This window comes from Roseisolibacter agri (genome assembly GCF_030159095.1).
Taxonomy (GTDB): domain Bacteria; phylum Gemmatimonadota; class Gemmatimonadetes; order Gemmatimonadales; family Gemmatimonadaceae; genus Roseisolibacter; species Roseisolibacter agri.
Genome location: NZ_BRXS01000002.1, coordinates 629911 through 654489 on the forward strand (window position 1 = coordinate 629911; position 24579 = coordinate 654489).

The following is a 24579-nucleotide window of genomic DNA, read 5'->3' on the forward strand; positions in this document are numbered from 1 at the left end:
ATTCCCGTGCAGGACGATCTGCTGCTGTACTACGAGCGCGAGCTCACGTATCTGCGCCGCATGGGCGCGGAGTTCGCCGCGCGCTACCCCAAGGTGGCGGCGCGGCTGGAGCTCGAGCCGGGCAAGTGCGAGGACCCGCACGTCGAGCGCCTGCTGGAGGGCTTCGCCTTCCTGACGGCGCGCGTGCAGTCGCGCATCGACGACGACCTGCCGGAGATCTCGGAGGCGCTGCTCGACGTGCTGCACCCGCAGTACGTGCGCCCCATCCCGTCGATGTCGCTCGTCGAGCTGGAGCTGGACCCGGAGCTGGGCAAGCTGCCGGGCGGCTTCCACGTGCCGCGCGGCAGCGAGCTGCGCTCGCGCCCCGTGCAGGGGATGCCGTGCCGCTTCCGCACCGCGTACGACACGACGCTGTGGCCCTGCACGGTGTCGGCGGCGGAGTGGACGTCGGCCGACCGCGTGGGCGGCGGCGTGCGCCTGGGCGAGGCGGTGGGCACCGTGCGCCTCGAGCTGCGCACGCTGCCGGGGCTGCGCTTCGGCGAGCTCGAAGTCGCCAACGGCCACGGCGCCAACGGCCATGCCGGCAACGGGAACGGCGGCGCGCCGCGCGGGTCGACGCTCGACGTGCTGCGCCTGCACTTCGCCGGCGAGCCGAACGTCGCCGACACGCTGCACGAGCTGCTGCTGAACAACTGCCTGCGCGTCGTCGTGCGCGACCCCGACCAGCCCTCGCGCGCGCCGGTGGTGCTGCCGCCCGACGCGATCCGCCCGGTCGGCTTCGAGCCCGAGGACACGCTCCTGCCGTATCCGCGGCGCGCGTTCGCGGGCTACGCGCTGCTGCAGGAGCTGTTCGCGTTCCCGCAGAAGTTCCTGTTCGCCGACGTCGACGGCGTGGCGCGCGCGCTGCGCACGCTGGACGCGGGCCCGCGCGCGGAGCTGTTCTTCGTCATCTCGCCGTTCGAGCGCGCGGAGCGCCGGCAGGTGCTGGAGGTCGGGCTGTCGCCGCGCGCGGTGCGGCTGGGCTGCACGCCCGTCGTCAACCTGTTCGAGCACGTCGCCGACCCGATCCTGCTCACCGAGCGGCAGCCGGAGTACGTCGTCATCCCCGACGTGCGCCGTCGCCTCGAGATCGAGCCGTGGTCGGTGGATCGCGTGGTGGGCGTCGCGACGGGCAAGGGCGAGCCGACGCCGATCGAGCCGCTGTACGCGTTCCGCCACGGGCGCGGCGACGCGCAGGGCGGGATCTTCTGGCACGCGATGCGGCGCGCCAGCGGATGGCGCACGGATCGCGGCACCGACGTGCACCTCAGCTTCGCGGACCTCAGCGGCCGCGTGCGCGCGCCCGAGGCGGAGGTGGCGTCGCTGACGCTCACCTGCTTCAACGGCGACCTGCCGAGCCGCCTGCCGTTCGGCGTCGACGAGCGCGGCGACTTCGAGCTGGCGCAGGGCGGCCCGGTGCGGCGCATCATGGCGATCGTCAAGCCGACGCCGGTCATCCATCCGCCGCTCGGCAAGCCGCTGATGTGGCGGCTCGTGTCCACGCTCTCGCTCAACCACCTGTCGCTGGTGGAGGAGGGGCGCGAGGCGCTGCGCGAGCTGCTGCGGCTGCACAACGCCGGCGACTCGACGGCGGGCGAGCGGCACATCCAGGGGCTCGTGCGCGTGGACGCGGCGCCGAGCTTCGCGCGCGTGATCGGCCCGCAGGGGATCGCGTTCGCGCGCGGGCGCCGCGTCGAGATCGAGTTCGACGAGGAGCAGTTCCCGGGCGGGGGCCTGTTCGTGTTCGCCAACGTGCTGGAGCGCTTCCTCGCGCTCTACGCGTCGATGAACAGCTTCACGCAGCTCACCGTGCGATCGCGGCAGCGCAAGCGCGTGCTGCGCGAGTGGGCGCCGAGGGCCGGATGTCGGACGCTGGTGTGACGAGCGGTGTGACCGCGGGGCCCGACGCGCCCGCGTACGGGCCCGCCGTCGCCGCGCCGGCCGACGCGGACCCGCGCGCGGCCGCCGCGGAGGTGGACGCGCGCGAGGACGCGCGCCGCGCGGCGCGCGCGCGCACCGCGCTGCTGCGCGCGATGCGCCGCGAGCCCACGAGCTTCGCCTTCGTGCAGGCGGTGCGGCTGCTGACGCGCCTGCGCGCGGGGCGCGCGCCGGTGGGTGGCTGGGCCGATCCCGCCGACGAGGTCGCGCGCTTCACGGCACACCCGTCGCTCGGCTTCCCCGCGAGCGAGATCCAGGCGCTCGACGTGCCGCCGTCGGTGGACGACGCGGACGCGCGCGACGACGGGCCGCCGGCGCGCTTCGCCGTCAACTTCTTCGGGCTCACCGGCCCGCAGGGTGTGCTGCCGCACGTCTACACCGAGCACGCGGCGGCGCGCGCGCGGGCGCGCGACACGGCCTTCCGCGACTTCCTCGACCTGTTCCACCACCGCGCGCTGTCGCTCTACTACCGCGCGTGGGAGCAGGGCCACTACGCCACCGCGCACGAGACGGGGCGCGAGGACCGCCTCTACGAGCACCTGCTGGACCTCGCGGGCGTCGGCCTCCATGGGCTGCGCGAGCGGCTCCCCGCGCGCGACGAGGCGCTCGCGTTCTACGCCGGGCTGCTCGCGCACCGCGGGCGCCCCGCGGACGGGCTCTCGCGCCTCGTCGGCGACTACTTCGACGTGCCGGCCGAGGTCGAGCAGTTCGTCGGCGAGTGGCGCCACGTCGACGCCGGCGGCCAGTGCACGCTCGGCGAGCCGCGCGACGCGGGGCGCCTCGGCTTCGGCGTGCTGGGCGATGCCGCGTGGGACGCGCAGGCGCGCGTGCGGCTCCGCCTCGGCCCGCTCACGCGCGAGCAGTTCGATGCGTTCCTCCCTGGCGGGCACGCGCACGCGTCGCTCGTCGCGCTGGCGCGGCTGTACGCAGACGATCAGGTCGGCGTGGATGCGCAGCTCGTGCTCTTGCGCGATGCGGTCGATGGCTGCACGCTCGGAGCGCCCGTGGCGCGCCATGCGCGCGCGGGCGAGGCCGCGCCCGCTGGCGCGCCCGCCGGCGTGCCCCGACTGGGGCGCGGCTCCTGGCTGGCCAGCCGCCCCATGCCGCGCGACCCGGACGACACCGTGCTCGCGCTCTGCTGACTCCCTGACGTTCGATGCGGTGCGGGCTCTGGCCCGTCACCGCCCGCTGTCCGTTCCGCCATCCGCTCGCTTCACTCGCGCTTCACTCGACGCTTCACTCGTCGTTCCACCCGCCCCCGCTCTTCCGGAGACGCCATGTCGGTCAACCTGAAGTCCCTCATCGGGAAGCTGAACCCCGCGACGCGCGGCTGCGTGGAGGCTGGGGCCGGGCTCTGCCTGGCCCGCACGCACTACGACGTCGAGATCGAGCACTTCCTCACGAAGGCGCTCGACAGCACCGATGGCGACCTGGCGCAGATCCTCAAGCACTTCGGCGTCAACCGCTCGCGCCTGGCCGACGACCTCGCGCGCGGGCTCGACCGCCTCAAGAGCGGCAACGCGCGCACGCCGTCGCTCAGCCCCACGCTCGTGAAGATGCTGACCGAGGCGTGGACGGTCGGCTCGATCGACCTCGGCGCGCCGCAGGTGCGCATCGGCCACTGCGTGCTCGTGCTCGTGTCGGACACCGAGCTGTCGCGCCTTGCGGCCGACATCAGCAAGGAGTTCGAGAAGATCCCCGCCGACGTGCTGCGGAAGGAGTTCGCCACCATCACCGCGCCGTCGCCCGAGGCGGCGGCGGAGCTGGGCATGGGGAGCGCGGCGGCGCCGGCGTCGGGGGGCGCGCCGGGCGCGCCCAAGGCGGGCGGCAAGACGCCCAACCTCGACCAGTTCACCGTCGACATGACGGCGAAGGCGAAAGCCGGCAAGATCGATCCCGTGCTCGGCCGCGACTTCGAGGTGCGGCAGCTCGTCGACATCCTGCTGCGCCGCCGGCAGAACAACCCGATCCTCGTCGGCGAGGCGGGCGTGGGCAAGAGCGCGGTCGTCGAGGGCTTCGCGCGCCGCATCGCCGAGGGCGACGTGCCCGAGCCGCTGCGCAACGTGACGCTGCGCTCGCTCGACCTCGCGCTGCTGCAGGCGGGCGCCGGCATCAAGGGCGAGTTCGAGAACCGCCTCAAGGGCCTCATCGACGAGGTGAAGAACTCGGCGACGCCGATCATCCTCTTCATCGACGAGGCGCACACGATGATCGGCGCCGGCGGCGCGGCGGGGCAGGGCGACGCCGCGAACCTGCTGAAGCCGGCGCTCGCGCGCGGCGAGCTGCGCACGCTGGCCGCCACCACGTGGGCCGAGTACAAGAAGTTCTTCGAGAAGGATCCCGCGCTGTCGCGCCGCTTCCAGCTCGTGAAGGTCGAGGAGCCGACCGAGGACCTCTGCCTGACGATGCTGCGCGGCGTGGTGCCGGCGCTCGAGTCGCACCACAACGTGCGCATCACCGACGACGGCCTCGACGCCGCCGTGCGGCTGTCGCACCGCTACCTGCCCGACCGCCAGCTGCCCGACAAGGCGGTGAGCGTGCTCGACACCGCGTGCGCGCGCCTCGCGCTCGGCCAGCAGGCGACGCCGCCGGCGGTCGAGGACGCGCAGCGGCAGCTCGACGACCTCGCGGTGCAGACGCGCGTGCTGGAGCGCGAGACCGCGCTCGGCCACGACCACCGCGAGCGGCTGGCCGCGATCGCGACGCGCCGCGCCGAGGTCGAGGCGGAGCTGGCGAAGCTGAGCGCGCGCTGGGAGGAGGAGCGCGGGCTCGTCGAGAAGATCCGCGCGGTGCGCGGCTCGCTCGAGGCGGCGCACGACGGCAACGGGAACGGCGCCGGGAACGGCGCCGGCAACGGCGCCGCGCCGGAGCAGACGCCCGACGCGCTGCGCGCCGAGCTGGCGGAGCTGAACGCGAAGCTCGAGGCGCTGCAGGGCGAGACACCGCTGGTGCGCGTCGCGGTGGACGCGTCGATCGTCGGCGAGGTGATCTCCGGCTGGACCGGCGTGCCGGTCGGCAAGATGATGCGCGACCAGGTCAGCATGATGCTCGAGCTGGAGAAGCACGTCGGCCAGCGCATCATCGGCCAGGACCACGCGCTGGAGATGATCTCGAAGCGCGTGCGCACGACGGCGGCGAAGATCGAGGATCCGAACAAGCCGAAGGGCGTGTTCATGCTCGTGGGCCCGTCGGGCGTCGGCAAGACGGAGACGGCGCTCGCGCTCAGCGACCTGCTGTTCGGCGGCGAGCAGAACATCATCACGATCAACATGAGCGAGTTCCAGGAGGCGCACACCGTCTCCACGCTCAAGGGCTCGCCCCCGGGCTACGTGGGCTACGGCGAGGGCGGCGTCCTCACCGAGGCCGTGCGCCGGCGCCCGTACTCGGTCGTGCTGCTCGACGAGGTCGAGAAGGCGCACCCGGACGTGCTGGAGCTGTTCTTCCAGGTGTTCGACAAGGGCGTGATGGAGGACGGCGAGGGCCGCCAGATCGACTTCAAGAACACGATCATCCTGCTGACGACGAACGCCGGCACGGAGACGATCATGACGCTCACCGGCGACCCGGAGACGGCGCCGTCGCCGGACGGGCTGGTGAAGGCGCTGAAGCCCGAGCTGGACAAGGTGTTCAAGCCGGCCTTCCTGGGCCGCATGGTCCTCATCCCGTACTACCCGGTGCGCGACGAGAACCTGAAGCAGATCGTCCGCCTGAAGCTGCGGAAGATCGAGCGCCGGCTGCGCGAGACGCACAAGGTGGCGCTCGTGTACGACGACGCGCTGGTGAGCGCCGTCGCGGCGCGCTGCACGGAGGTCGAGAGCGGCGCCCGCAACGTCGACAACATCCTCACCAACACGATGCTGCCGACCGTGTCGCGGCTGCTGCTGGAGACGCTGGCCAGCGGCGAGCGCCCTGGCGCGATCCGCGTCGGCGTCGACGACGCGGGCGAGCTGGCCTACGAGGTCACGCCCGCGGCGCACGGCGGCGCCTACTCGATGGCGACGCCCGCGACGGCGACGGCCACCGCCTGACCGGCGGCCGCCGCCGACGCGCTCCGCTCCACGCCGCACTCACGACCGCTTCCCGCTGCCCTCTCCGTCCATGCCTGGGAACATCAGACCGGATCCCATCCTGCGGATCACCACGCCGCTGGGCGCCGAGACCTTCGAGGTCGCGGCGTTCAAGGGGACGGAGGGGGTGTCGCGGCTGTTCGAGTTCACCGTCGACCTGCTCGCGCCGCACACCACCGCGGTCGCGTTCGACCGGCTGCTCGGGCAGCCGGCGACGGTGTCGATGCTGATGCCCGGCAAGAAGCACCGCTACTGGAACGGCATCATCAACCGCGTCACGCAGGGCGGCACGGCGGCGGTGGAGAACGACGTGTCGGTGACCGGCTACCGCGTGTCGCTGGTGCCCAAGCTCTGGCTGCTCACGCGGCGCCGGCAGAGCCGGATCTTCCAGCACCTCAGCGTCCCCGACATCCTGCAGCAGGTGCTCGGCGGCACGGACGCGGCGCCGCAGCTGCAGGGCGCGTTCGAGAAGCGCGACTTCTGCGTGCAGTACCGCGAGACCGACTTCGAGTTCGCGTCGCGGCTGATGGAGGAGGAGGGGATCTACTACTTCTTCAAGCACGCGGACGGGCAGCACTCGCTGGTGCTCGGCAACGCGCCGACGGCGCACGCCGCCGTGCCGGGGGCGACCACCATCAAGTACCTCGCGTCCGAGGGCGGCATCCGGCCCGAGGACCGCATCTACCTGTGGGACAAGGAGCAGGCGCTCACGGCGGGGAAGGCGACGCTGTGGGACCACACCTTCGAGCTGCCGCACAAGCACCTCGAGGCGGAGGCGAAGGTCGTGGACAGCGTGCAGGTCGGCAGCGTCAGCCACAAGCTGGCCGTCGGCAACAACTCCACGCTGGAGCTCTACGACTATCCCGGCGGCTACGCCAAGCGGTTCGACGGCGTCGCGTCGGGCGGCAGCGTGCAGGCGTCGGAGATCCAGAAGATCTTCCAGGACAACAAGCGCACGGTGGACCTGCGCATCGGCGCCGAGGAGGCGCTGGCGCTGCGCTCGCACGGCGCGAGCACGGCGCCGCAGATCGCCAGCGGCCACAAGTTCACGCTCGACGACCAGGGCGACGGCGACGGCGAGTACGTGGTGCTCGAGGTGGAGCACGAGGCGACGAGCGGCAGCCTGGTGACCGCGGGCTCGGGCGACTTCCTGTACAAGAACCGCTTCGCGTGCATCCCGGCGGCGCTGCCGTACCGGCCGCCGCAGGCGACGCCGCGCCCGCACGTGTCGGGGTGCCAGACGGCGGTCGTCGTCGGCCCCGCGGGCGAGGAGATCTTCGTCGACAAGTACGGGCGCGTGAAGGTCCAGTTCCACTGGGACCGCGCCGGCAAGAACGACGCGAACAGCAGCGGCTGGGTGCGCGTCGCGACGACGTGGGCGGGGCGCAACTGGGGCGCGATCCACCTGCCGCGCATCGGGCAGGAGGTGGTCGTCGACTTCCTCGAGGGCGATCCGGACCGCCCGATCATCGTCGGCAGCGTGTACAACGCCGACAACATGCCGCCCTACACGCTGCCCGACAACAAGACGCAGTCGGGCATCAAGTCACGCAGCACCATGCAGGGCGGGACGGCGAACTTCAACGAGCTCCGCTTCGAGGACAAGAAGGGCTCGGAGCACGTCTACCTGCACGCCGAGAAGGACCTGCAGGTGATGGTGGAGAACGACGAGACGCGCACGGTGGGGCGCGATCGCACGACGCTCATCACGCGGCACTGCACGACGGATCTCAAGAACCAGCCGAAGGACAAGCCGCTGGACACGGGGCACCAGACCCTCACGATCCACAAGGGCAACCAGACGGAGACCCTCAAGGAGGGGAACCAGACGATCACCCTCGAGAAGGGGAATCAGGCGATCACCCTGAAGGACGGGAATCGCACCCTGGACGTGAAGGGCACCGAGACGACGACGATCCAGAAGGATCGGAAGGTGACGGTCACCGAGGGCAACCAGACCATCGTCGTCCAGAAGGGCAATCAGAAGGTGCAGGTCCAGATGGGCAACGACGAGACGAAGGTCGACATGGGCAACTACACGATCTCCGTCAGCATGGGCAACATCGCGATCAAGGCGGCCCTCGGAAAGATCACGATCGAGGCCCTGCAGGGCATCGAGCTGAAGGTCGGCGCGAGCTCGGTCAAGCTCGATCAGACGGGCGTGCAGGTGAAGGGGATCATGACGAAGGTCGAGGGGATGGCGATGGCGACGGTGAAGAGCCCGATGACGCAGGTGAACGGCGACGGGATGCTGGTCGCGAAGGGCGGCATCACGATGATCAACTGACGCGCAGTCGACGGCATTCCCGAGGACCGACCCGTGGCCATCCTGAAAGGACTCGACGCCTCGTACGGCAACGACCAGAACGGCATGATCCGCCCCGACATGGTCGCGGCGGCGCAGGTGGCCGACCAGCTGGACGAGGTGATCGTGTTCCGCTCGACGGGGCCGTGGGCGAAGCGGTGGATCGAGCGCGGTCATCCGACGAAGAACTTCCACGTGAAGGGGAAGAGCTCGGACTGGGGCCCGCAGGCGGGGTGCGTGCCGCACGACGCGAAGTTCAGCAAGAAGATCGACCGGAGCCCCAACGCCGCCGACCGCACGAAGGCGAACGACAAGAGCGAGGCCGAGGGGTGGGCGCGCAAGGTCCATCTCTTCCTGACGCGCGCGGAGCTGGACATGCAGCTCACGCGGCGCGAGGGGAAGGTGACGGCGATCGAGCGCTCGTTCACGATGCCGAACGGCGACCTGCTGCTGTGGGCGGGCCCGCACGGCGGCGGCGAGCAGTACCTGTTCCGCGCGGTCGAGGACAAGACGCGCAACGGCTTCCTGATCCACGTCTACGACGACCCGAAGGCGGCGGCGCTCAACCCGTTCCAGCTGGCGGACGGGCAGCGTGGCGCGGCGCTGTCGCTGTCGCCGCTGTACGTGATGGCGTCGAACGAGGTGGGCGCGGGCACGAAGGCGATCACCGGCGACTACGACCTGTTCGCGGTGATCCCGACGTGGGCGTCGTACGGCAGCCAGCTGGGGCAGAAGGTCGCGAAGCCCGGCATCGTGCTGCAGGGCGCGCACGGGCTGCAGCAGGGGCAGACGTTCAAGGCGGGCGTGGGCCTGGACAACGTGCTCGATCCGTCGCTGCACACCGGCGGCGCGCCGCGCGGGCTGACGACGGTGCGCACGCAGCGCACGACGGCGACGCTGGCCGCGAACGCCCGCCAGGAGCACCGCGACATGGGCAACATCACGCCGCGCATCCTGCGCTGCATCAACGCGCTCAACGTCGCGATGGGGGCGACGGGCGCGAACGCGCCGCTGCGCCGCGTGCACCACAACGCCGAGAGCCACCGCAACGCCATGTTCGGCGCGCTGACGAAGGCCGACATGACCGACACGACGAAGGGCGGCGGCGGCTACGGCGACGGCTTCCCGCTGACGGCGTTCCTGCCGGCGCGGCTGCGCGGGCAGTTCACCGACGTCTGCACGCTGACGACGTACGGCGACCTGGCCGACTTCGCGGCGACGCTGCACCGCGCCGGCTACTATGTCCCGAAGAACTGGGCGTGGCTCCTGCCCAAGGCCTTCGACCTGACGTCCTGATGACCGCCCCGCCGACCACCCAGCCTCTCGCGCCGCCCGGCCCACCCGCCGGCGTGGCCCCGCTCGCGCCCGCGCTCGAGTGGCTCGTGCAGCGCGCCGCCCTCGACGAGGAGGCGCGCGCGCTGGGCGCCGCCGCGCTGCCGGCGGCGTTCGCCCCGCACGCCGCCGACCCGGGGCTGGCGGTGCAGGCGCTCCTGCAGGCGCAGCGCCCCGCCGACGCGCTGCGCCTGGTGGCGTGCGCGCTGCCGCCGCGCGAGGGGGTGTGGTGGGCGTGGGTGGCGGCGCGCCACGCGCTGCACGCGGCGCAGGGCCGCGCCGACGCCGCGCGCTCCGCGCCGCCGCCGGGGCCCGACGAGCCGCCCGCCGGCCCGCCGCCCGCGCCGCCGACGCCGGCGCAGGTCGCCGCGCTGTCGGCCACCGAGCGCTGGATCGCGCAGCCGAGCGACGAGAACCGCCGCTTCGCGTGGGAGCTGGCGCAGCAGGCGGGGCTCGACACGCCGGTGGGCTCCGCGGCCGCGGCGGCGTTCTTCACGGGCGGGAGCATCACGCCGCCGGGCGTCCCCTTCGTGCCACCGCCGGCGGGGCTGCACGCCACCATGGCAGCGACCGCCGCGATGCTGGCCGCGGTGATGACCGACCCGATGCGCATCGGCGAGGTGTCGGCCGCGCTCGTGCAGCAGGGGCTGGAGCTGGTGCGGCGCCTGGGCGGATGGGACGCCGCCATCGGCACCGCCAAGCAGACGTTCGACCAGCAGGCGTACGTGCACGCGGAGTCGTCGAAGCCGCCGCAGCTGCCCGACGCGAAGGCCTGATTCGCCCCGCACTCACCGCACCGACCGAGGATCCGACGATGGGACAGCCCGCCGCCCGCATCACCGACATGCACGTCTGCCCGATGGTGACGGGCGTCGTGCCGCACGTCGGCGGGCCGATCGTGCAGCCCGGCGGCCCGACGACACTGATCTCGGCGCTGCCCGCCGCGACGGTGACGTCGATGTGCGTCTGCGTCGGCCCGCCGGACCTGATCGCGCTCGGCTCCTTCACGGTGCTCGTGTCGAGCAAGCCGGCGGCGCGGATGGGGGACATGACGGCGCACGGAGGGGCGATCGTTCTCGGGGCGCCGACCGTGTTGGTCGGGTAGGACCGAAGAGCGGAGGACGGAACGGCGGAGGACGATGAAGCGGAAGACGATGGGGCGTGAAACGAGAAGGCGGACCTTCGAGCTTGATGCTTCAAGCTGAAGGTCCGCCTCACCGTTTCACGCGGTACCGTCTTCCGCCGTTCCGTCCTCCGCCGTTCCGTCCTCCGCCTTACCGCGTGCGCACCACCGTCAGGCGAAGGTTTCCAGCTCGTGGGGTCGCATTCAACCGCGTCCGCAGCGTCGCCTGCCGGCCGGCGGGGACCGCGAAGCGCAGGTAGGCCGCCGAGCCGCCGTTCAGCTGCACCGTTTGCGGCGCGTCGCTCAGCAGCGTGCGCGTGCCCAGGGCGTACGGGCGCCCCTGCGTGTCCGTGAACGACAGCAGCACCGAGCGATAGGCCCAGCTGGGCTGCGTGAAGCGCGCCTCGAGCCCCGGCAGCGCCGTCGCCTGCGCGTCGACGAAGTTCGCCACCGTCCAGTCGCGGAACCAGTCCTCCAGCGGCACCGACGCGCCGAGCGACGCCTGCAGGTTCTTGCGGCCGAAGCTCTTGTTGTCGACGAGCTTCTTCCACAGCGCGACGTCGCCGCCGCCGTTCGTGGGCGACAGCCGGTCGGCCGCGTAGCGCAGGAACTGCCACGTCGCGCCGCGCGTCTCGAGGTCGTCGTCCTCGCCGAACGGCGAGCGCGTCTCCGTGTCGCGCAGGTACGTGAGCACGCGGCGCAGGTTGTCGTTGCCGTACAGGTTGTACATGTCGAAGATGGTGCTCGTCGTGCGCACCGACGCCGCCGTCAGCCGCGTGCGCGGCGCGAAGCCGGCCGCGCGGTAGAACACCAGCTCCTCGGCGATGTGGCTCAGGCCCTCGTTGAGCCACACGTCCTCGAAGTCGTCCGCGTCCGTGACGTAGATGCGGCGCGCGGCGTTGATCAGGTGCTGGAACTCGTGCGCCAGCGTGCCGACCGTCACCTCGCTCACGTACGCCTTGCTGCGGGCGTTGCCGTTGATCGACCCGGTGGGGTCGGGCACCAGCATGTAGAAGAACTCCGCCGCGTTGCTGCCCGCGCACCCGCCCTGCGCCTTCGGCACGTTGTTCGGGAACAGGTCGCGCTCCCAGAAGAAGCCGCCGATGACGTAGTCGGCGCCGCGCGGCGTCTCCTCGTTCACCGCGCGCGTGAAGAACGCGATCGCGCGCTGGTTCTTGTCGATGTCCGACGGCTCGCCGAAGTTGGCGACGTCCACCGGGTACGCGAGCGTGTCGAACGTCAGCGCGAACTGGCGGTACTCCGCGTCGGTGAAGCCGTTGCGCGGGTTCGCCGTGTCGGCGAGGATGATCAGCCGGTCGGTGACCGCGGCCACGCGCCCCGTGCGGAACCCGCTCGTGAGCGTGTCGCAGGCCGACGTCGTGCGCGCGTTGACGCGCAGCAGGTCGCCCACGCGCGGCACGCCCTGCGCGGCCGCGAGGGTCGGCGCCGCGCCGTCCGCCGCCGTCGTCCCGCTCGTCGTCGCGGTGGTGCCGGTCGTCGCAGGGCTCGCGTCGGCGCTGGCCCGCGCGCGCGGCGCCAGCCGGCGCGCGAACGCCGCGGCGTGCCCCGCGCGCAGCGTGGAGCGTGCACGCGCCACCTGCCCGCTGCCCAGCTCGCGCGCCGTGTGGCGGCGCAGGCGGCGGTGCAGCGGGGCGTCGGTGACGTCCGCGCCGTCCATCGTGGCGCGCGCCGCGAGCCGTGCGCGCGTCGGGCCCACCGACGTGGCGAGCGGCGCGTCCGCGGCCGCGACGCCGCCGACGTCCGCCGCCACGGTGCCGATGCCCGACGCCGTGACCGCGAAGCTCACGCGGCGGCTGGCCGAGTCGGTCGCGTAGTGCGGGATGAGGACGTACTCCTGGCCCGCGCTGCCGGCGACGACGCACAGGTCGGTGCCCTGCGTGCCGTCGAACGCGAGCACCTGGCCCAGCGCGAGGTCGAGCGCGCGCGTGGTGCCGCAGGTGCTGACGACGACGCGCAGCGTGTCGGCCAGCTGGGTGGCGGTGGCGATGATGCTCGCCGTGCCGATGGCCTTCGCGCGCACCAGGCCGTCGGTGCTCACCTCGGCCACCGCGGCGTCGGTGGAGCGCCAGCTGATGGTCGGCGTGCTGGTCGAGCTGCCGGCCTTCACCTGGCCGCTGAGGCGCACGGTGTCGCCCGGCGCGGCCGAGAACTGCTTGCCCTCCAGCCCGGGCGCGGCGCTGGACGAGGGGGCGGGGATGATCGAGAAGGTCGTCGTCGGCGAGCCGGTGCCGGGCTCGCTGGGCGAGTCGCCGCAGGCCCCGAGCACCGGGAGGCCGAGGCCGGCCGCGGCGGCGAGGACGAGACGGGCGCGCAGCCGGAACGGCACGCGCGGCGAGGACGTCGGGCGGGAGACGGGCATCGGGGGGAGCGCGAGGACCGGATCGTGGGTAGCGATCGGACGGCCCAACCGGCCGTCTGGCAACGCGTCAGGCACGAGTGCACACGGAAGTGTGCGCCAGGACACGTCGGACGGAGGCTCGGTCGTCGCCCGGGGCCTCCGCATGTAGATTCTTCCTTCTATGCCGTTCTCCCCCCGTGAGTTCCGCCCCGGTTCGCGGCGCGGCCACCGCGTCGTCCGGAGCACTACCCGGGGCACCGCCCGGGGCACCGCCCGGGGCGCCGGGGCGCTGCTGCTCGTGCTCGCCGCCACTGCCTGCCAGGGGCGCGCCGCCGGCGCCGACGAGCGTCCGGGCGCCGACAGCCTGGCCGGGGCCGCCGCCGCCGACTCGGGCGCGACGTCCGCCGCGACGGCTGCCGCCTCCGTCGCCGCGCCCGCCGCCCCGCCCGCCGACGGGCCGCCGCGCATGACGAACACCGACCCGCCGTTCCGGTATCCGGCCGCGCTGTACGCGCGGAAGGTGCAGGGGAACATCACGCTGCGGCTGTGGGTCGACTCGACCGGGGCCGTGGTCCCCGACTCCACGCGGGTGGCCGAGCCGTCGGGCTACCCGGCGCTCGACTCCAGCGCCGTCGCCGGGTCCGAGAAGCTGCGCTTCACGCCGGGGATGAAGGACGGCCGCCCGACGGGCGCGGCGATCCTCTTCCCGGTCTTCTTCCGCCATCCCGAGGCCGCGCCGCTGCCCGGGGACACCGTGCTCCGCGCCCGTCCATGAGTGCACCCGCAGCCACCGCCACCGTCGCGACCGACCGCAACCGCCGCCCCTACGACTCCGTCCTCGACACGATCGGCTGGACGCCGCTGATCCGACTCGGCCGCCTGGGCCGCGGGGTGCGGACGCCGCTCTACGGGAAGGCCGAGATCTTCAACCCGGGCGGCTCCGTGAAGGACCGCATCGGCATGCCCATCATCGAGGCGGCCGAGCGGGCGGGGCTGCTGAAGCCGGGCGGGACCATCGTCGAGGGGACGAGCGGCAACACCGGCGTCGGGCTGGCGATCGCGGCGGCGATGAAGGGCTACCGCTGCATCTTCACGATGCCGGACAAGATGTCGCAGGAGAAGGTGCGGCTGCTGAAGGCGTTCGGGGCGGAGGTCATCGTCACGCCCACGGCGGTGCCGCCCGACCATCCCGACAACTACGTGATGTGGGCCAAGCGCATCGCGGAGTCGACGCCGAACGCGATCCTCGCCAACCAGTTCTACAACCAGGCGAACCCCGAGGCGCACTACGCGACCACGGGCCCCGAGCTGTGGGAGCAGACGGAGGGGCGCATCACGCACTTCGTCGCGTCGGCGGGGACGGGCGGCACGCTCACCGGCGTCGGGCGCTACCTGAAGGAGCGGAACCCCGACATCAAGGTGATCGCCGGCGACCCGCAGGGCTCCATCCTGGCGGAGCTGTGGCGGCAGTCGCGCGGGCAGGCGGGGGAGAAGCCCACCGGCTCGCCGTACAAGGTCGAGGGGATCGGCCAGGACAAGCTCCCGGGGACGCTCGACCTGAGTGTGGTCGACGAGTACCACACCGTCAGCGACAAGGACAGCTTCGCGATGGCGCGCCGCCTGACGCGCGAGGAGGGGCTGTTCGTCGGCGGGTCGGCGGGGCTCATCACGCACGTCGCGATGCAGCTGGCGCGGCGGATCGACGATCCCGACGCGTACGTCGTGACCTTCCTCTGCGACACGGGCGAGCGCTACCTCTCGAAGCTCTACAACGACGAGTGGATGCGCGAGAACCAGCTGCTCGACGCGGACCGCGTGACGCTGGCGCACCTGCTGGAGGCGAAGGCCGACAACGCCCGCGGCGGCCCGGCGACGCTGGTGAGCACGGCGCCCGGCGCGCTCGTGCGGCAGGCGCTGGGCCTCATGAAGCTGCACGACGTGTCGCAGCTGCCGGTGATGGACGGCGACCAGTGCGTGGGGAGCGTGACCGAGTACCACCTGACGACGCGCGGGCTGGAGAGCACGCGTTTCCTGGACGCGACGGTGGGCGAGGTGATGGACGAGCCCTTCCCGACCGTGCCGGCGAGCGAGCCGGTGGACGCGGTGACGAAGCTGCTGAGCAAGGCGACGCCGGCGCTGCTCGTGCAGGACGGCGGGCGCGTCACGGGGATCGTGACGCGGACCGACATGCTGCAGTTCCTGATGAGCCGCTGACGCGGCGCCCACTCATTCTCGACGCTCGACGCTCGACGCTCGACGCTCACCCCGCCGGCAGGATGGGGGCAGCGTCGAGCGTCGAGCGTCGAGCGGGGTGATTCCTCTCTTGAACATCACGGTTCTCCTTGGCGGCTTCTCCGCCGAGCGCGACGTCTCCCTCGCCTCGGGCCTGCGCATGGCCGAGGCGCTGCGCACGCGCGGGCACGCGGTCACCTGCGTCGATCCGGCCGAGGGGCCGCTGTCGCGCGACCGCGAGGCGGCGCACCTGGCGGCGGGGGTGGGCACGCGCCCGCCGTCGCTGGAGCAGCTCGGGAAGCTGGGCGGCGGCGCGGGGTCGATCCCGCCGGCGCTGGCGGAGTGGCGCGACGTGAAGGGCGCCGACGTGGTGCTGCTGGCGCTGCACGGCGGGCAGGGGGAGGACGGCACCGTGCAGGCGCTCCTCGACCTGGCCGGGGTGCGCTACACGGGCAGCGGGCATCTGGGGAGCGCGCTGGCGATGGACAAGCACCTGTCGAAGGTGCTGTTCCGCGCGGCGGACGTCGGGACGGCGGACTGGCTGATGGCGCCGACGCCTGCGGAGACGGCCGGCGGGAACGGCGCGCCGCGGCGGTCGCGCGAGCGGTTCGCGGAGGAGGTCGAGCACCGGCTGGGCCTGCCCGTGGTCGTGAAGCCGTCGAAGCAGGGCTCGACGGTGGGGCTGACCGTCGTGAAGGAGCTGGCGCAGCTCGGGCCGGCGCTGGACCTGGCGTTCCGGTACGACGACGAGGTGATGGTGGAGCAGTTCGTCGCCGGGCGGGAGCTGACGGTGGGCGTGCTGGGCGACCAGGCGCTGCCAGTGCTCGAGATCATCCCCAAGAACGAGATCTACGACTACGAGGCGAAGTACACGCCGGGGATGGCCGAGGAGAAGGTGGCCGAGCTGGGGGACGGCGCGCGGGCGCGGCTGGAGGAGCAGGCGCTGCGGGCGTTCCGGGCGCTGAAGCTGCGCGGGTGCGCGCGGATCGACTTCCGCATGGACGAGCTGGGGAACGTGTACTGCCTGGAGGCGAACACGCTGCCGGGGATGACCGCGCTGAGCCTGATCCCGCAGGCCGCCGCGGCGGCGGGGATCTTGTTCCCGGAGCTGTGCGAGCGCATCGTGCAGCTGGCCGGGCGGGGCTGACCGGACCCGCCGACACACCGCCAACGCACCCGCCGCCGCGCGCGTTTTCCAAGGGGGATCCTCTCGGATCCTGCCCGCGCGGGGCGGCCGCACACGCGGCATCGGGAGTGCAGGATGGGGAGCTTCCCCGTCCCGGAACCCCTGCTTCCGGTCGGGGTCTCTGCTCTGCTGTCGCTACGCCGCCGCTGCCGCTCGGTGCCCTGGCCGTGTCCATGTCCTACGTCCCGCCCGACGAACCCGCACCGTTCCGGTTGACACCGGCGGTGCTGTGGCTGATCGCGCTCAACGTCGCGGTCTTCTTCGTCCAGCTCACGCTCCAGCAGGACCTCCCGCAGACGCTCGGGTTCGCGCCCGAGGACCTGGAGGCGAGCCGGCTGTGGACGGCGGGGACGTACATGTTCGTGCACGCCGGGTTCTGGCACCTGGCGTTCAACATGTACTCGCTCTGGATGTTCGGTCCGCGCCTGGAGCGCGAGTGGGGCACCGGGACGTTCGCGCGCTACTACCTGTGGTGCGGGCTGGGCGGGCTGGTCGCGCACGCGCTGCTGATCCGCAGCGGGCTGCTGGTGGGCGCGTCGGGGGCGATCTTCGGGCTGATGTACGCCTACGGGCGCCGCTGGCCGGACGACGAGGTGCTCTTCTTCGGCGTCGTGCCGATGAAGGTCAAGCACATGGTCTGGGGGATGATCGCGGTGAACCTCGCCCTCGGCGCGCTGTCGATGGTGCAGGGCGGCGACCGCGTCGCGTACCTCGCGCACCTGGGCGGCGTCGCGTTCGGGATGCTCTGGTACCTGCGCCCCAGCGCGCCGAGCATGGACCGGGTGCGGCAGCGCGTGGCGGCGGCGCCGGACGTGGGCGACGAGCCGCCGCGCCCCGTGCCGAAGTCGTTCCCGCGCCCGCGCGAGCGCGGCAGCGAGAGCGACGAGGTGGTGGAGAAGAGCAAGGCGGTGACGGCGAAGCCGCAGCCCGCGCCGCGCGTCGCGCCGGTGCGCCCGCTGCCGGCCGCCGCCACGGCGACGCGCGCGGCGGCGCTGGACCTCGTGCTCGACAAGATCTCGCAGCAGGGGATGGAGAGTCTGACGAGCGAGGAGCGGCGGCTGCTGGAGGAAACCTCTCAGAAACTGCGCGAACGGTAGGGCGGAGAACGGAACGGCGGAGGACGGAACGGCGGAGGACGGAACGGCGCGATACGGTGAAGCGGACGGCGGTGGCAGGTAGGAGGTGACGGCGAGGCCGCGCGGTGCGCGGGCCTCGCCGTTCGTGTCTCGCGGCGTCCCTCGCCTGTCCGGCGCCGTTAGCTTTCGCCGACGTGGCGCCCTTCCGTATCGCGCCTTTTCGTCCTCCGCCGTTCCGTCTTCCGCGGTTCCGTTCTCCGCTTCATCGGTCCCTTTTCGATGCCCAAGCCCCAGCTCCTCGAGACCTTCCCCAACCCCTATCCGGACCGCGACTACGACGTCTGGATGGAGTGCCCCGAGTTCACCTCGCTCTGTCCGCTCGGCGGGATCGAGGGGGACGCGTCGGACCTGCACGCGCTGGAGGGCGGGGCGCCGGACTTCGCGACCATCCGCATCACGTACGTGCCGGGCGCGAAGTGCGTGGAGCTCAAGAGCCTCAAGCTCTATCTCTGGAGCTTCCGCAACGACGGCATCTTCTACGAGCGCGCGGTGAACCGCATCCTCGACGACCTCGCGGCGGCGGTGGAGCCGAAGTCGATGGAGGTCGTGGGCGACTTCAACACGCGCGGCGGCATCAAGTCGATCATCACCGCGCGCCACACGGCCAAGCGCTAACAGGCGTCAGGGCACCACGGCGCGGCAGGCGCCGCACGCGGTGCCCGCGAGGACGTCGAGGATCGTCCCGTCGCGGCGCAGGTGCACGTGCTCGAACAGCACCGCGGGGCGCGCCTCGCGCGCGGCCGGCTCGCATGTGCAGCGCACGTTCACCAGCACCGGCCGGCCGTCGGAGGTCAGCAGCACGGCGCGCGCGCCGCGCCGCACGACGCGGCCGGCGGTGCCCGCGGGGCCCACGGTCGCGGCGCCCTCGATGGGCGCGCGCCACGGCCCGGCCCCCTGCTGCCACGCGCGCGGCGCGGCCGGCGCGGCGGGGAGCGCGGCGTCCCACGCCGGGTCCTCGACGTCGGGATGCGCCGGCGGCAGCGCCAGCAGCGCGTCGAGCGTCGCGGCGTACGTCGCCTCGAACTCGCCCCACGTGCAGGTGAGCACGTCGCGCAGCAGCCGCCGCACGCGGTGCGCCGACCGCGGCGGATCGCCGAGGAGGGGGAGAACGGCGTCGGCGGCATCGCGGGCGACGGCGGCGACGCGGCGCTCGGTGAGCGCGACTCCGGCGTCGTCCGCGGCCGACCCCTCGTGCGTGCCCAGCGCGAAGGGGCGGAGCGCGGCGTCCAGCCGGGCGCGCGCGTCGGCGCGTGCGTCGGCGGTGGACGGATCGGCAGGGCGGGGGCGGGCGTGGGGCACGGGACAATCCTAGTCGTTCCCACGGGTCGCGCACGCTGTCGGAGCCGCCGATTCGCCGCGCTGAGCAGGGGTTTCTTCCGGGGCCGGGGGCCGATACATTCCGGTTCCTTCCGCGGCCGGTGCTCCGGTCGTGGGGGAGTGTACGCCGGCCAGGTAGCTCAGTTGGTAGAGCAGGGGACTGAAAATCCCCGTGTCGGGGGTTCGATTCCCTCCCTGGCCACTCGATAGTCAGACAACGACTTACGTCCGTTCTCGACCGCCCGTTCTCCCCCTCGGAGACCGGGCGGTTCGCATTCAGGGCGGTATTCCCGGCACACGTGAAGCCGGGTGCATGGCGGGTCATGGCGGGTCGCATCGTCGGATGGGGTGCGAGAGTCGGAGTCGGCCGGCCGGTCAGCCGGCAGCGGGAGCGGCAGCAGGGGCGGCAGCAGGGGCGGCCGTGGGCGTGGTGCTGGGACCGCGGAGCTGGCGCGCGACGCGCGACGCGATCACCTGCTCCTCGGCGAAGTCCGGCGCGTAGACGGCGTACCGCGCGGTCTGCGACAGCGAGGCGTGCCCGAGGTAGGTCATGACCTGCACGAGGTTCACGCCGGCCTGGACCCACGCGATCGCCGCCACGTGGCGGAGGTCCTTCACGGTGAGCGTGGGCCGGCCGATCGCGGCCCGTCCGGCGCGGTGCGCGCTCCAGACGTGCGCCTCGGTGACGCTGGCGAACAGCGGGTGCGCCCCGCGGAGCACGCCGATGTCGGCCGTCAGGGCCGCGACGTAGGTCCGGAGCGTGGCCGCCGTCTCGTCGTCGAGCGGGATCGCCCGGGTCTTCGTGCGCGTCTTCGCCCGCTTGTAGAGCACCCGGGGCGGCGTGCGCTCGAGCTCCAGGTGCTGCGCCTGGCGGCTCAGCACTTCGCCGAGATCGGCGCCGGTGAAGATGAGGAGCAGCGCGATCGGCACGAGCGCGTCGGCGACGTCGGGCGGGGCCTCGGCGGCCGCCGCCTCCACCGCGGCGAGGTACCCGCGGAGGTCGTCCGGCGTGAACGGCGCGGGCATGCGGCCCTCCGCCTCCTCGAACTTCGCGACCTGGCGGCCGCGGATCGGGTGCGCCTCGAGGTGTCCGTGCAGCACGGCCCACGCGCAGAAGGCGCCGAGCGAGGCGCGGACGCGGTTCCGCGTCGCGCCGCTCGCCGGCCGCGCGGCGCGCTGGCGCTCGGGGTGATGCGCCGCGCAGTGCTTCGGCAGCGGACCGGGCGCGCGCACCTCGAACGTGGTGCGGCACGTCGCACACGTTGCCGTGCGGACGGGGTACCGCGACGCTCCGTTGGTCCCGTTGCTGGTGGTCGGTGCCGGCGCGTCCGCCGGTCGGCGTGTCGCGGCGCGGCGCGCAGTCACGCGGCCCTGGAGGCTCGGCAGGTTCGAGAGCCACGCCGCGATCGCGGACGGCGTGAGCGCGCCGGTCGTCGCCTGCGCGCCGCCGTGGTCGGCGAGGAAGCGGTCGAGGTGCGCGAACACCTTGTCGCGCGCGCGCCGGTGGTACTGCGTCTTGAACGCGGCGACGAGGGGCGTGAGCAGCCGCCCTTCCGACTCGCGGAGCAGCGCGCCCAGCGCGTCCTCGCCCTCGCGATACGCCTGGTGCAGGCGGTCGGTGGTGAAGCGCTCGTCCTGCCGTGCCACGAGCAGCGCGAACAGCCGCCGGCCGTACAGGTCGCGGAACATGGCGATGCGCTGCTCGCCGACGATGCGGTCGCGCGTCTCCAGCGAGACGCGCAGCACATCGTCGCGGAGCCCCGCCCCCGGCATTCGGAGGCGGATCTCTGCGGGCTTCTCCAGCTTGCGGCCCCAGACACGCTTGCGCGGCATACGTCGGTGTCGTCGGCTGCGGGTCAGGCGGCGCTGACGTGCACGGCGACGGGGAGCGCCGTCGGTAGCTCCCGGCGCCCGGCCGATCCCTCGTCGCCGGCGATGCGGAAGCTGGCGAAGTGACGCTCGCAGTCGATCACGTCGTAGAGCACCGTGCGGTGCCCCCGCTTGTTGCGCGGTAGGTCGGCGACCGAGACCGACTCGAGGTAGTCGGGCGTGCAGCCGTAGACGTGGCAGACCTCGGCCGTGTTCAGGTACCGCTTGGGCAGCGTCGGCACGGGACGCGCAGCCTTCGCGCTCTTCGGCGCCGGCTGCGCGCGGTGCGCGGTGGCGGGCGTGGTCCGCATCAGCGCCGCCCGCGCATGATCGCGCGCTCGACGTCCGTGAGATCCCACTCGCCGACGACTGCGTAGCAGTCCGGCGCGATGCGCGTGAGGAGGTATGGATCTCGGTCCGGCTGCACGCCGATCTGCCGGTCCGCCCAGGCCTCGACCTCCCACAGGATGAAGCGCTGCGTGAGGTCGTGCCCCGTGGCCACCGCCGGCGGCACCATGGGTACCATCGCGTAGCCGCTGACGTATCCGGTCGGCTCGCGGCGGGTTTGCACGTCGATCGTCGCGTCGCGCGCGGCAGGGCCGCGCGTCCGCACGAAGTCGGAGTCGAAGCGCTCCCACCCGGCGCCGAGCCGCCACGGCGCGTTCTCGTACTTCACCTGCCGGCGGTCGGCGCGCGCGATCGCGAGGTGCGGTCGCCCCCTCGCGTCGCGCGGCGCGTCGGCGATCACCTGCGAGAGGATGAGGATCGGCGTCCCCTCCGCGAGCGCCGTGTACGCGGTCACTGCCTGCTGGTACTCCGCGTCGCTGCGCAGCCGGCGCGAGGCCTGGTACTCCGCGAGCTTCGCCCGCGCCTCCGCGGGCGGCATCGTGATCGTTGCGACGTCCATCGGTGCTTCCTCAGTTGGAGCGGTGGGAGATGGGGCGCTGGTCGAGGCCGCGCTCCAGAACGTCCGCCTGCTCGCGCAGCTGCTGCAGCGCCTCGAGCGCGAGCTCACACGCGGGCGTGAGCGTCAGGCCCGGCGTGCGCCGCGCGGTCTCGAGCACCTCCGTGGGCGGCAGGAACGACGCGAGCGCCTCGACGTGCGCGCGCGTGAGCCCGGGCGCCGGCGTCGCGACGTCGTCCACCACCGGCGCCGGCGCCGCGCGGCGCGTGGACGCACGCGCACGCCGCGGGGTGGGCGCCCCGGCCGCGACCTCGGTCTCCTCCTCCGACTCGGTCGACTCACTCGCGTCGCCGACGTCGTCGGCCTGCTGCAGCGTGGCCCACAGATGCTCGGCTGAGCGACGCAGGCGCACGTTCGTGAACGGCTCGGTGCCGCGCTCGATGACGTTGCGGACGGTCGACCATGCAAGGCCGCTCGCCTTGGCCAACTGGAGCTTCGACCAGCCGCGCGCGACGCGCGCCTCCTCGATACGCGCGCCGGTGAGCGCCTCCGGCTCGTCGGCCGGCGGCGCCTCGACCGCCAGCGGCGCCGGCGCGATCGGCGGCTCCGTCACGACGGCGGGCGTGGCGACGACGGCCGGCGCCGGCGCGCTGGATCCGTTGCCGCGGGCCTCGATGTGGCTGCGCAGGTAGCCCGGCACGTCGCCGAGGGGATCGCTGCCCAGGGAGGGCATGAAGCCGCCGCGGCTCACGAGGCACCTCCCGCGGCGATCGCCGGCGCCGGATTCGGCGTGCGCGTACGGCCCGCGCCGCGGCCGCGCTTCGTCGGCGCGACGTCGGCGAGTGCCGGGCTCTCCTGCGGCTCGTCACCGAACAGGCCCGCGTCGTCCTCGTCGTCGAGATCCTCCTCGTCCTCGCCCTCGTCGTCGACGTCGTCGAAGTCGTCGAGGCCGTCGAGATCCTCCTCGTCCTCGTCCGCCTCGTCGTCATCGTCCTCGTCGAGGTCCTCGTCGTCGAGGTCCTCGTCGTCGAGCAGGTCCTCGTCGAAGTCCTCGTCCTCGTCGTCGTCGTCGATCGATGCGAGCGGCCCGCCGCTGCCCTCGATCCACGGCACCCGGCGCTCGGCGTACGCCTTTCGCTCGGCCTCCTGCTCGCGCTCGAGCGCCTCGGCGGGCGTGGCGAGCGCGCCGCTCACCTGGGCCGCGACCGCGGCCGCCAGGCGCTCGACGTCCACCAGCGGCAGCGCTTCCAGGAAGGCGCGCGTCTCGCGCACGACCTGCTTCGCGGGCGTCTTGCGCCGCCCGTCTGGGCGTGGCTCGATGCTGCCCGCCGGCGGCGTGAGGTCGATCGACGCGGCCACACCACCGACGACGCGCGCCTCGTCGTCGTGCCACTCGTCGTCGCCGACGATGCGGAGCAGCAGCGCGCGCGCGCCGGCGCCGCTGACCGCGTGCTGCGCGATCGCGGCGGCCGCCTGCGCCGGGTACGCCGCCTCGAGCGCCGCGAGCCGCCCCGCCCAGCGCACCGCGTGAGCGTCCCGCGCCGCCTTCACGGCCGCCTTGTCGCGCGTCGCGGTGCGATCGATCCCGTTGTTGTACGGGAACGCCACGCGCACGAGCGTCCCCTTCGCGACCTTGCCCTCCGGCGCGAGCGCGGCCTCGAGCAGCTCGACGTCGACGTTGCGCAGTGCGCCCTCGACGTCCCACCGCGCATCGGGCGTGGTGAGCACCGTCACCCCGGCGACCTTCCCGCTCGACTGCGTCGCGCGCGCGATCTCGGTGCCGCGCGGCAGCGTGATCGCGGCCTCGTGTCGCGCGTCCCCATACCCGACCTTGGCCTTCGCCACCGGGCGCGCGTCGCTGCTGCGGCTCGCGCTCTCCGAGTCCGTGTTCTTCTCCCGCGCCGCGGCCGCGAGCGGCTTCCAGATGGTCGGGTCGGCCGCCATGCGCTCGGGCGTGTGGTTGGCGTACCGCGCCACCGTCACGACGGGCCCCGAGTACTCCGCCGGGTTGAACGGGCAGCGGTCGTAGCCGCTCGTGTTGAGCGTGCAGAGCGACGGGCCGTAGGCCTGCGGCACGATGCGCCGGAACGCGTCCATCGACACCGGCCGCTTCGCCCTGCGCGCGTCCCGCCACTCGTACGACTTGGTCGCGAGCTCGAAGGCGGCCGCGTGCACCGCCTCGGGGCAGTCGGTGTACGGGTGCAGGACCGCGCCGTGCGAGACCTGCAGCACAGTGCCCGCGCGGATCTCGTCGAGCCACACCGTCGGCAGCGAGAGCAGCCGCACGCGATCGCCGATCGAGGTGCGCGGCACGCCGAGGCGCTCGGCGAGCTGCTGCTGCGTCCAGCCGTTCGCCTTCATCAGCGCCGCGAACGCCTCCGCCTCCTCCAGCGGCGCGAGGTTCGCGCGCTGCAGGTTCTCGATCGTGGCCAGCGTCGCCGCGGCCGCGTCGTCGATCGACTTCACGACGGCGGGGATCGTCTCCCACATGAGGAGCTTGGCCGCGCGCAGGCGACGCTCGCCGGCGATCAGCTCGTAGCGCTCGCGGTGCTCGGTGCCCGTGAAGCGCACGGTGATCGGCTGCAGCAGACCGTTGGCGGCCATGCTGTCGGCGAGGTTCTGCAGCTCCGTCGCGTCGAACTCCTTGCGCGGCTGGTACGGGCTCGGGTCGATCAGCGCCGTGCCGATCGTGCGCAGCTCGCCGGCGTCGGCGAGCGGGGTCGTGGGCGCGGACGCCGGTGCCGCGGCGCCCTTCTTCGGTCGGTTCATCCG

Annotated in this window: 19 protein-coding genes and 1 tRNA gene; 13 read left to right on the plus strand and 7 right to left on the minus strand. The window is 73.1% G+C overall.

All coding sequences use genetic code 11. The annotated features are described in order from the left end of the window. Window positions 1-6: 6 nt before the first annotated feature. The 7 genes from tssF (at window position 7) to rosag_RS07565 (ending at window position 10786) form a co-directional block, all read left to right on the plus strand. Complete coding sequence (tssF, locus tag rosag_RS07535; protein ID WP_284349453.1) at window positions 7-1920, plus strand: type VI secretion system baseplate subunit TssF; 1914 nt, start codon at window positions 7-9, stop codon at window positions 1918-1920. Then, complete coding sequence (gene tssG, locus rosag_RS07540) at window positions 1902-3119, plus strand: type VI secretion system baseplate subunit TssG (RefSeq protein ID WP_284349454.1); 1218 nt, start codon at window positions 1902-1904, stop codon at window positions 3117-3119. The genes tssF and tssG overlap by 19 nt, the downstream gene beginning before the upstream one ends. Before the next feature lie 135 nt (window positions 3120-3254). After that, entirely contained in the window at window positions 3255-6005 is a 2751-nt protein-coding gene (gene tssH, locus rosag_RS07545) for a type VI secretion system ATPase TssH (RefSeq protein WP_284349456.1), read from the plus strand. A gap of 70 nt (window positions 6006-6075) precedes the next feature. Then, window positions 6076-8331 (plus strand): type VI secretion system Vgr family protein, encoded by a 2256-nt coding sequence (locus tag rosag_RS07550; protein WP_284349458.1) that lies wholly within the window; start codon window positions 6076-6078, stop codon window positions 8329-8331. Window positions 8332-8364: 33 nt separating this feature from the next. Further along, window positions 8365-9645 carry an anthrax toxin-like adenylyl cyclase domain-containing protein gene (locus rosag_RS07555; protein ID WP_284349459.1) on the plus strand — a complete coding sequence of 427 codons (1281 nt, stop codon included), beginning with the start codon at window positions 8365-8367 and terminating at the stop codon, window positions 9643-9645. Beyond that, window positions 9645-10457 (plus strand): DUF6931 family protein, encoded by an 813-nt coding sequence (locus tag rosag_RS07560; RefSeq protein ID WP_284349460.1) that lies wholly within the window; start codon window positions 9645-9647, stop codon window positions 10455-10457. Before rosag_RS07555 ends, rosag_RS07560 begins: the two co-directional genes overlap by 1 nt. A 38-nt stretch (window positions 10458-10495) precedes the next feature. Further along, window positions 10496-10786 carry a PAAR domain-containing protein gene (locus rosag_RS07565; protein ID WP_284349461.1) on the plus strand — a complete coding sequence of 97 codons (291 nt, stop codon included), beginning with the start codon at window positions 10496-10498 and terminating at the stop codon, window positions 10784-10786. 169 nt (window positions 10787-10955) lie between these two features. On the opposite strand, the gene rosag_RS07570 is transcribed toward rosag_RS07565, so the two are convergent. Further along, a complete protein-coding gene (locus rosag_RS07570) occupies window positions 10956-13184 on the minus strand; it encodes an Ig-like domain-containing protein (RefSeq protein WP_284349462.1) in 2229 nt (742 codons plus the stop codon). A gap of 277 nt (window positions 13185-13461) precedes the next feature. Between rosag_RS07570 and rosag_RS07575 the strand changes: the two genes are divergently transcribed. From rosag_RS07575 to queF, 5 genes are all read left to right on the plus strand, one after another. Next, on the plus strand, window positions 13462-13938 hold the full coding sequence (locus rosag_RS07575; protein ID WP_284349463.1) for an energy transducer TonB: 477 nt from the start codon (window positions 13462-13464) through the stop codon (window positions 13936-13938). Continuing rightward, window positions 13935-15377 (plus strand): pyridoxal-phosphate dependent enzyme, encoded by a 1443-nt coding sequence (locus rosag_RS07580; RefSeq protein ID WP_284349464.1) that lies wholly within the window; start codon window positions 13935-13937, stop codon window positions 15375-15377. Before rosag_RS07575 ends, rosag_RS07580 begins: the two co-directional genes overlap by 4 nt. A 109-nt stretch (window positions 15378-15486) precedes the next feature. Next, on the plus strand, window positions 15487-16542 hold the full coding sequence (locus rosag_RS07585; RefSeq protein WP_284349465.1) for a D-alanine--D-alanine ligase: 1056 nt from the start codon (window positions 15487-15489) through the stop codon (window positions 16540-16542). Between the two features lie 212 nt (window positions 16543-16754). Continuing rightward, window positions 16755-17678, plus strand: a complete 924-nt coding sequence (locus rosag_RS07590; RefSeq protein ID WP_284349466.1) for a rhomboid family intramembrane serine protease — start codon at window positions 16755-16757, stop codon at window positions 17676-17678. Window positions 17679-17936: 258 nt separating this feature from the next. After that, window positions 17937-18332, plus strand: coding sequence for a preQ(1) synthase (gene queF / locus rosag_RS07595; RefSeq protein WP_284349467.1), 396 nt, complete (start codon window positions 17937-17939; stop codon window positions 18330-18332). Window positions 18333-18338: 6 nt separating this feature from the next. Here the strand turns inward: queF and rosag_RS07600 are convergent, their stop codons facing one another. Then, entirely contained in the window at window positions 18339-19016 is a 678-nt protein-coding gene (locus rosag_RS07600; protein ID WP_284349468.1) for a hypothetical protein, read from the minus strand. 147 nt (window positions 19017-19163) lie between these two features. Between rosag_RS07600 and rosag_RS07605 the strand changes: the two genes are divergently transcribed. Then, window positions 19164-19236, plus strand: a tRNA-Phe gene (locus rosag_RS07605). 173 nt (window positions 19237-19409) lie between these two features. On the opposite strand, the gene rosag_RS07610 is transcribed toward rosag_RS07605, so the two are convergent. Genes rosag_RS07610 through rosag_RS07630 form a run of 5 tightly spaced genes read right to left on the minus strand, consistent with a single transcriptional unit; the run spans window position 19410 to window position 24576 of the window. Further along, window positions 19410-20867 carry a tyrosine-type recombinase/integrase gene (locus tag rosag_RS07610; protein ID WP_284349469.1) on the minus strand — a complete coding sequence of 486 codons (1458 nt, stop codon included), beginning with the start codon at window positions 20865-20867 and terminating at the stop codon, window positions 19410-19412. Between the two features lie 23 nt (window positions 20868-20890). Then, window positions 20891-21214 (minus strand): hypothetical protein, encoded by a 324-nt coding sequence (locus rosag_RS07615; RefSeq protein WP_284349470.1) that lies wholly within the window; start codon window positions 21212-21214, stop codon window positions 20891-20893. Continuing rightward, on the minus strand, window positions 21214-21810 hold the full coding sequence (locus rosag_RS07620; RefSeq protein WP_284349471.1) for a hypothetical protein: 597 nt from the start codon (window positions 21808-21810) through the stop codon (window positions 21214-21216). The genes rosag_RS07615 and rosag_RS07620 overlap by 1 nt, the downstream gene beginning before the upstream one ends. Window positions 21811-21820: 10 nt before the next feature. Then, the gene (locus rosag_RS07625; RefSeq protein WP_284349472.1) at window positions 21821-22558 is read right to left on the minus strand and encodes a helix-turn-helix domain-containing protein; all 738 of its coding nucleotides are present in this window, start codon (window positions 22556-22558) and stop codon (window positions 21821-21823) included. Beyond that, window positions 22555-24576, minus strand: a complete 2022-nt coding sequence (locus rosag_RS07630; RefSeq protein WP_284349473.1) for a ParB/RepB/Spo0J family partition protein — start codon at window positions 24574-24576, stop codon at window positions 22555-22557. The genes rosag_RS07625 and rosag_RS07630 overlap by 4 nt, the downstream gene beginning before the upstream one ends. Window positions 24577-24579: the final 3 nt, after the last annotated feature.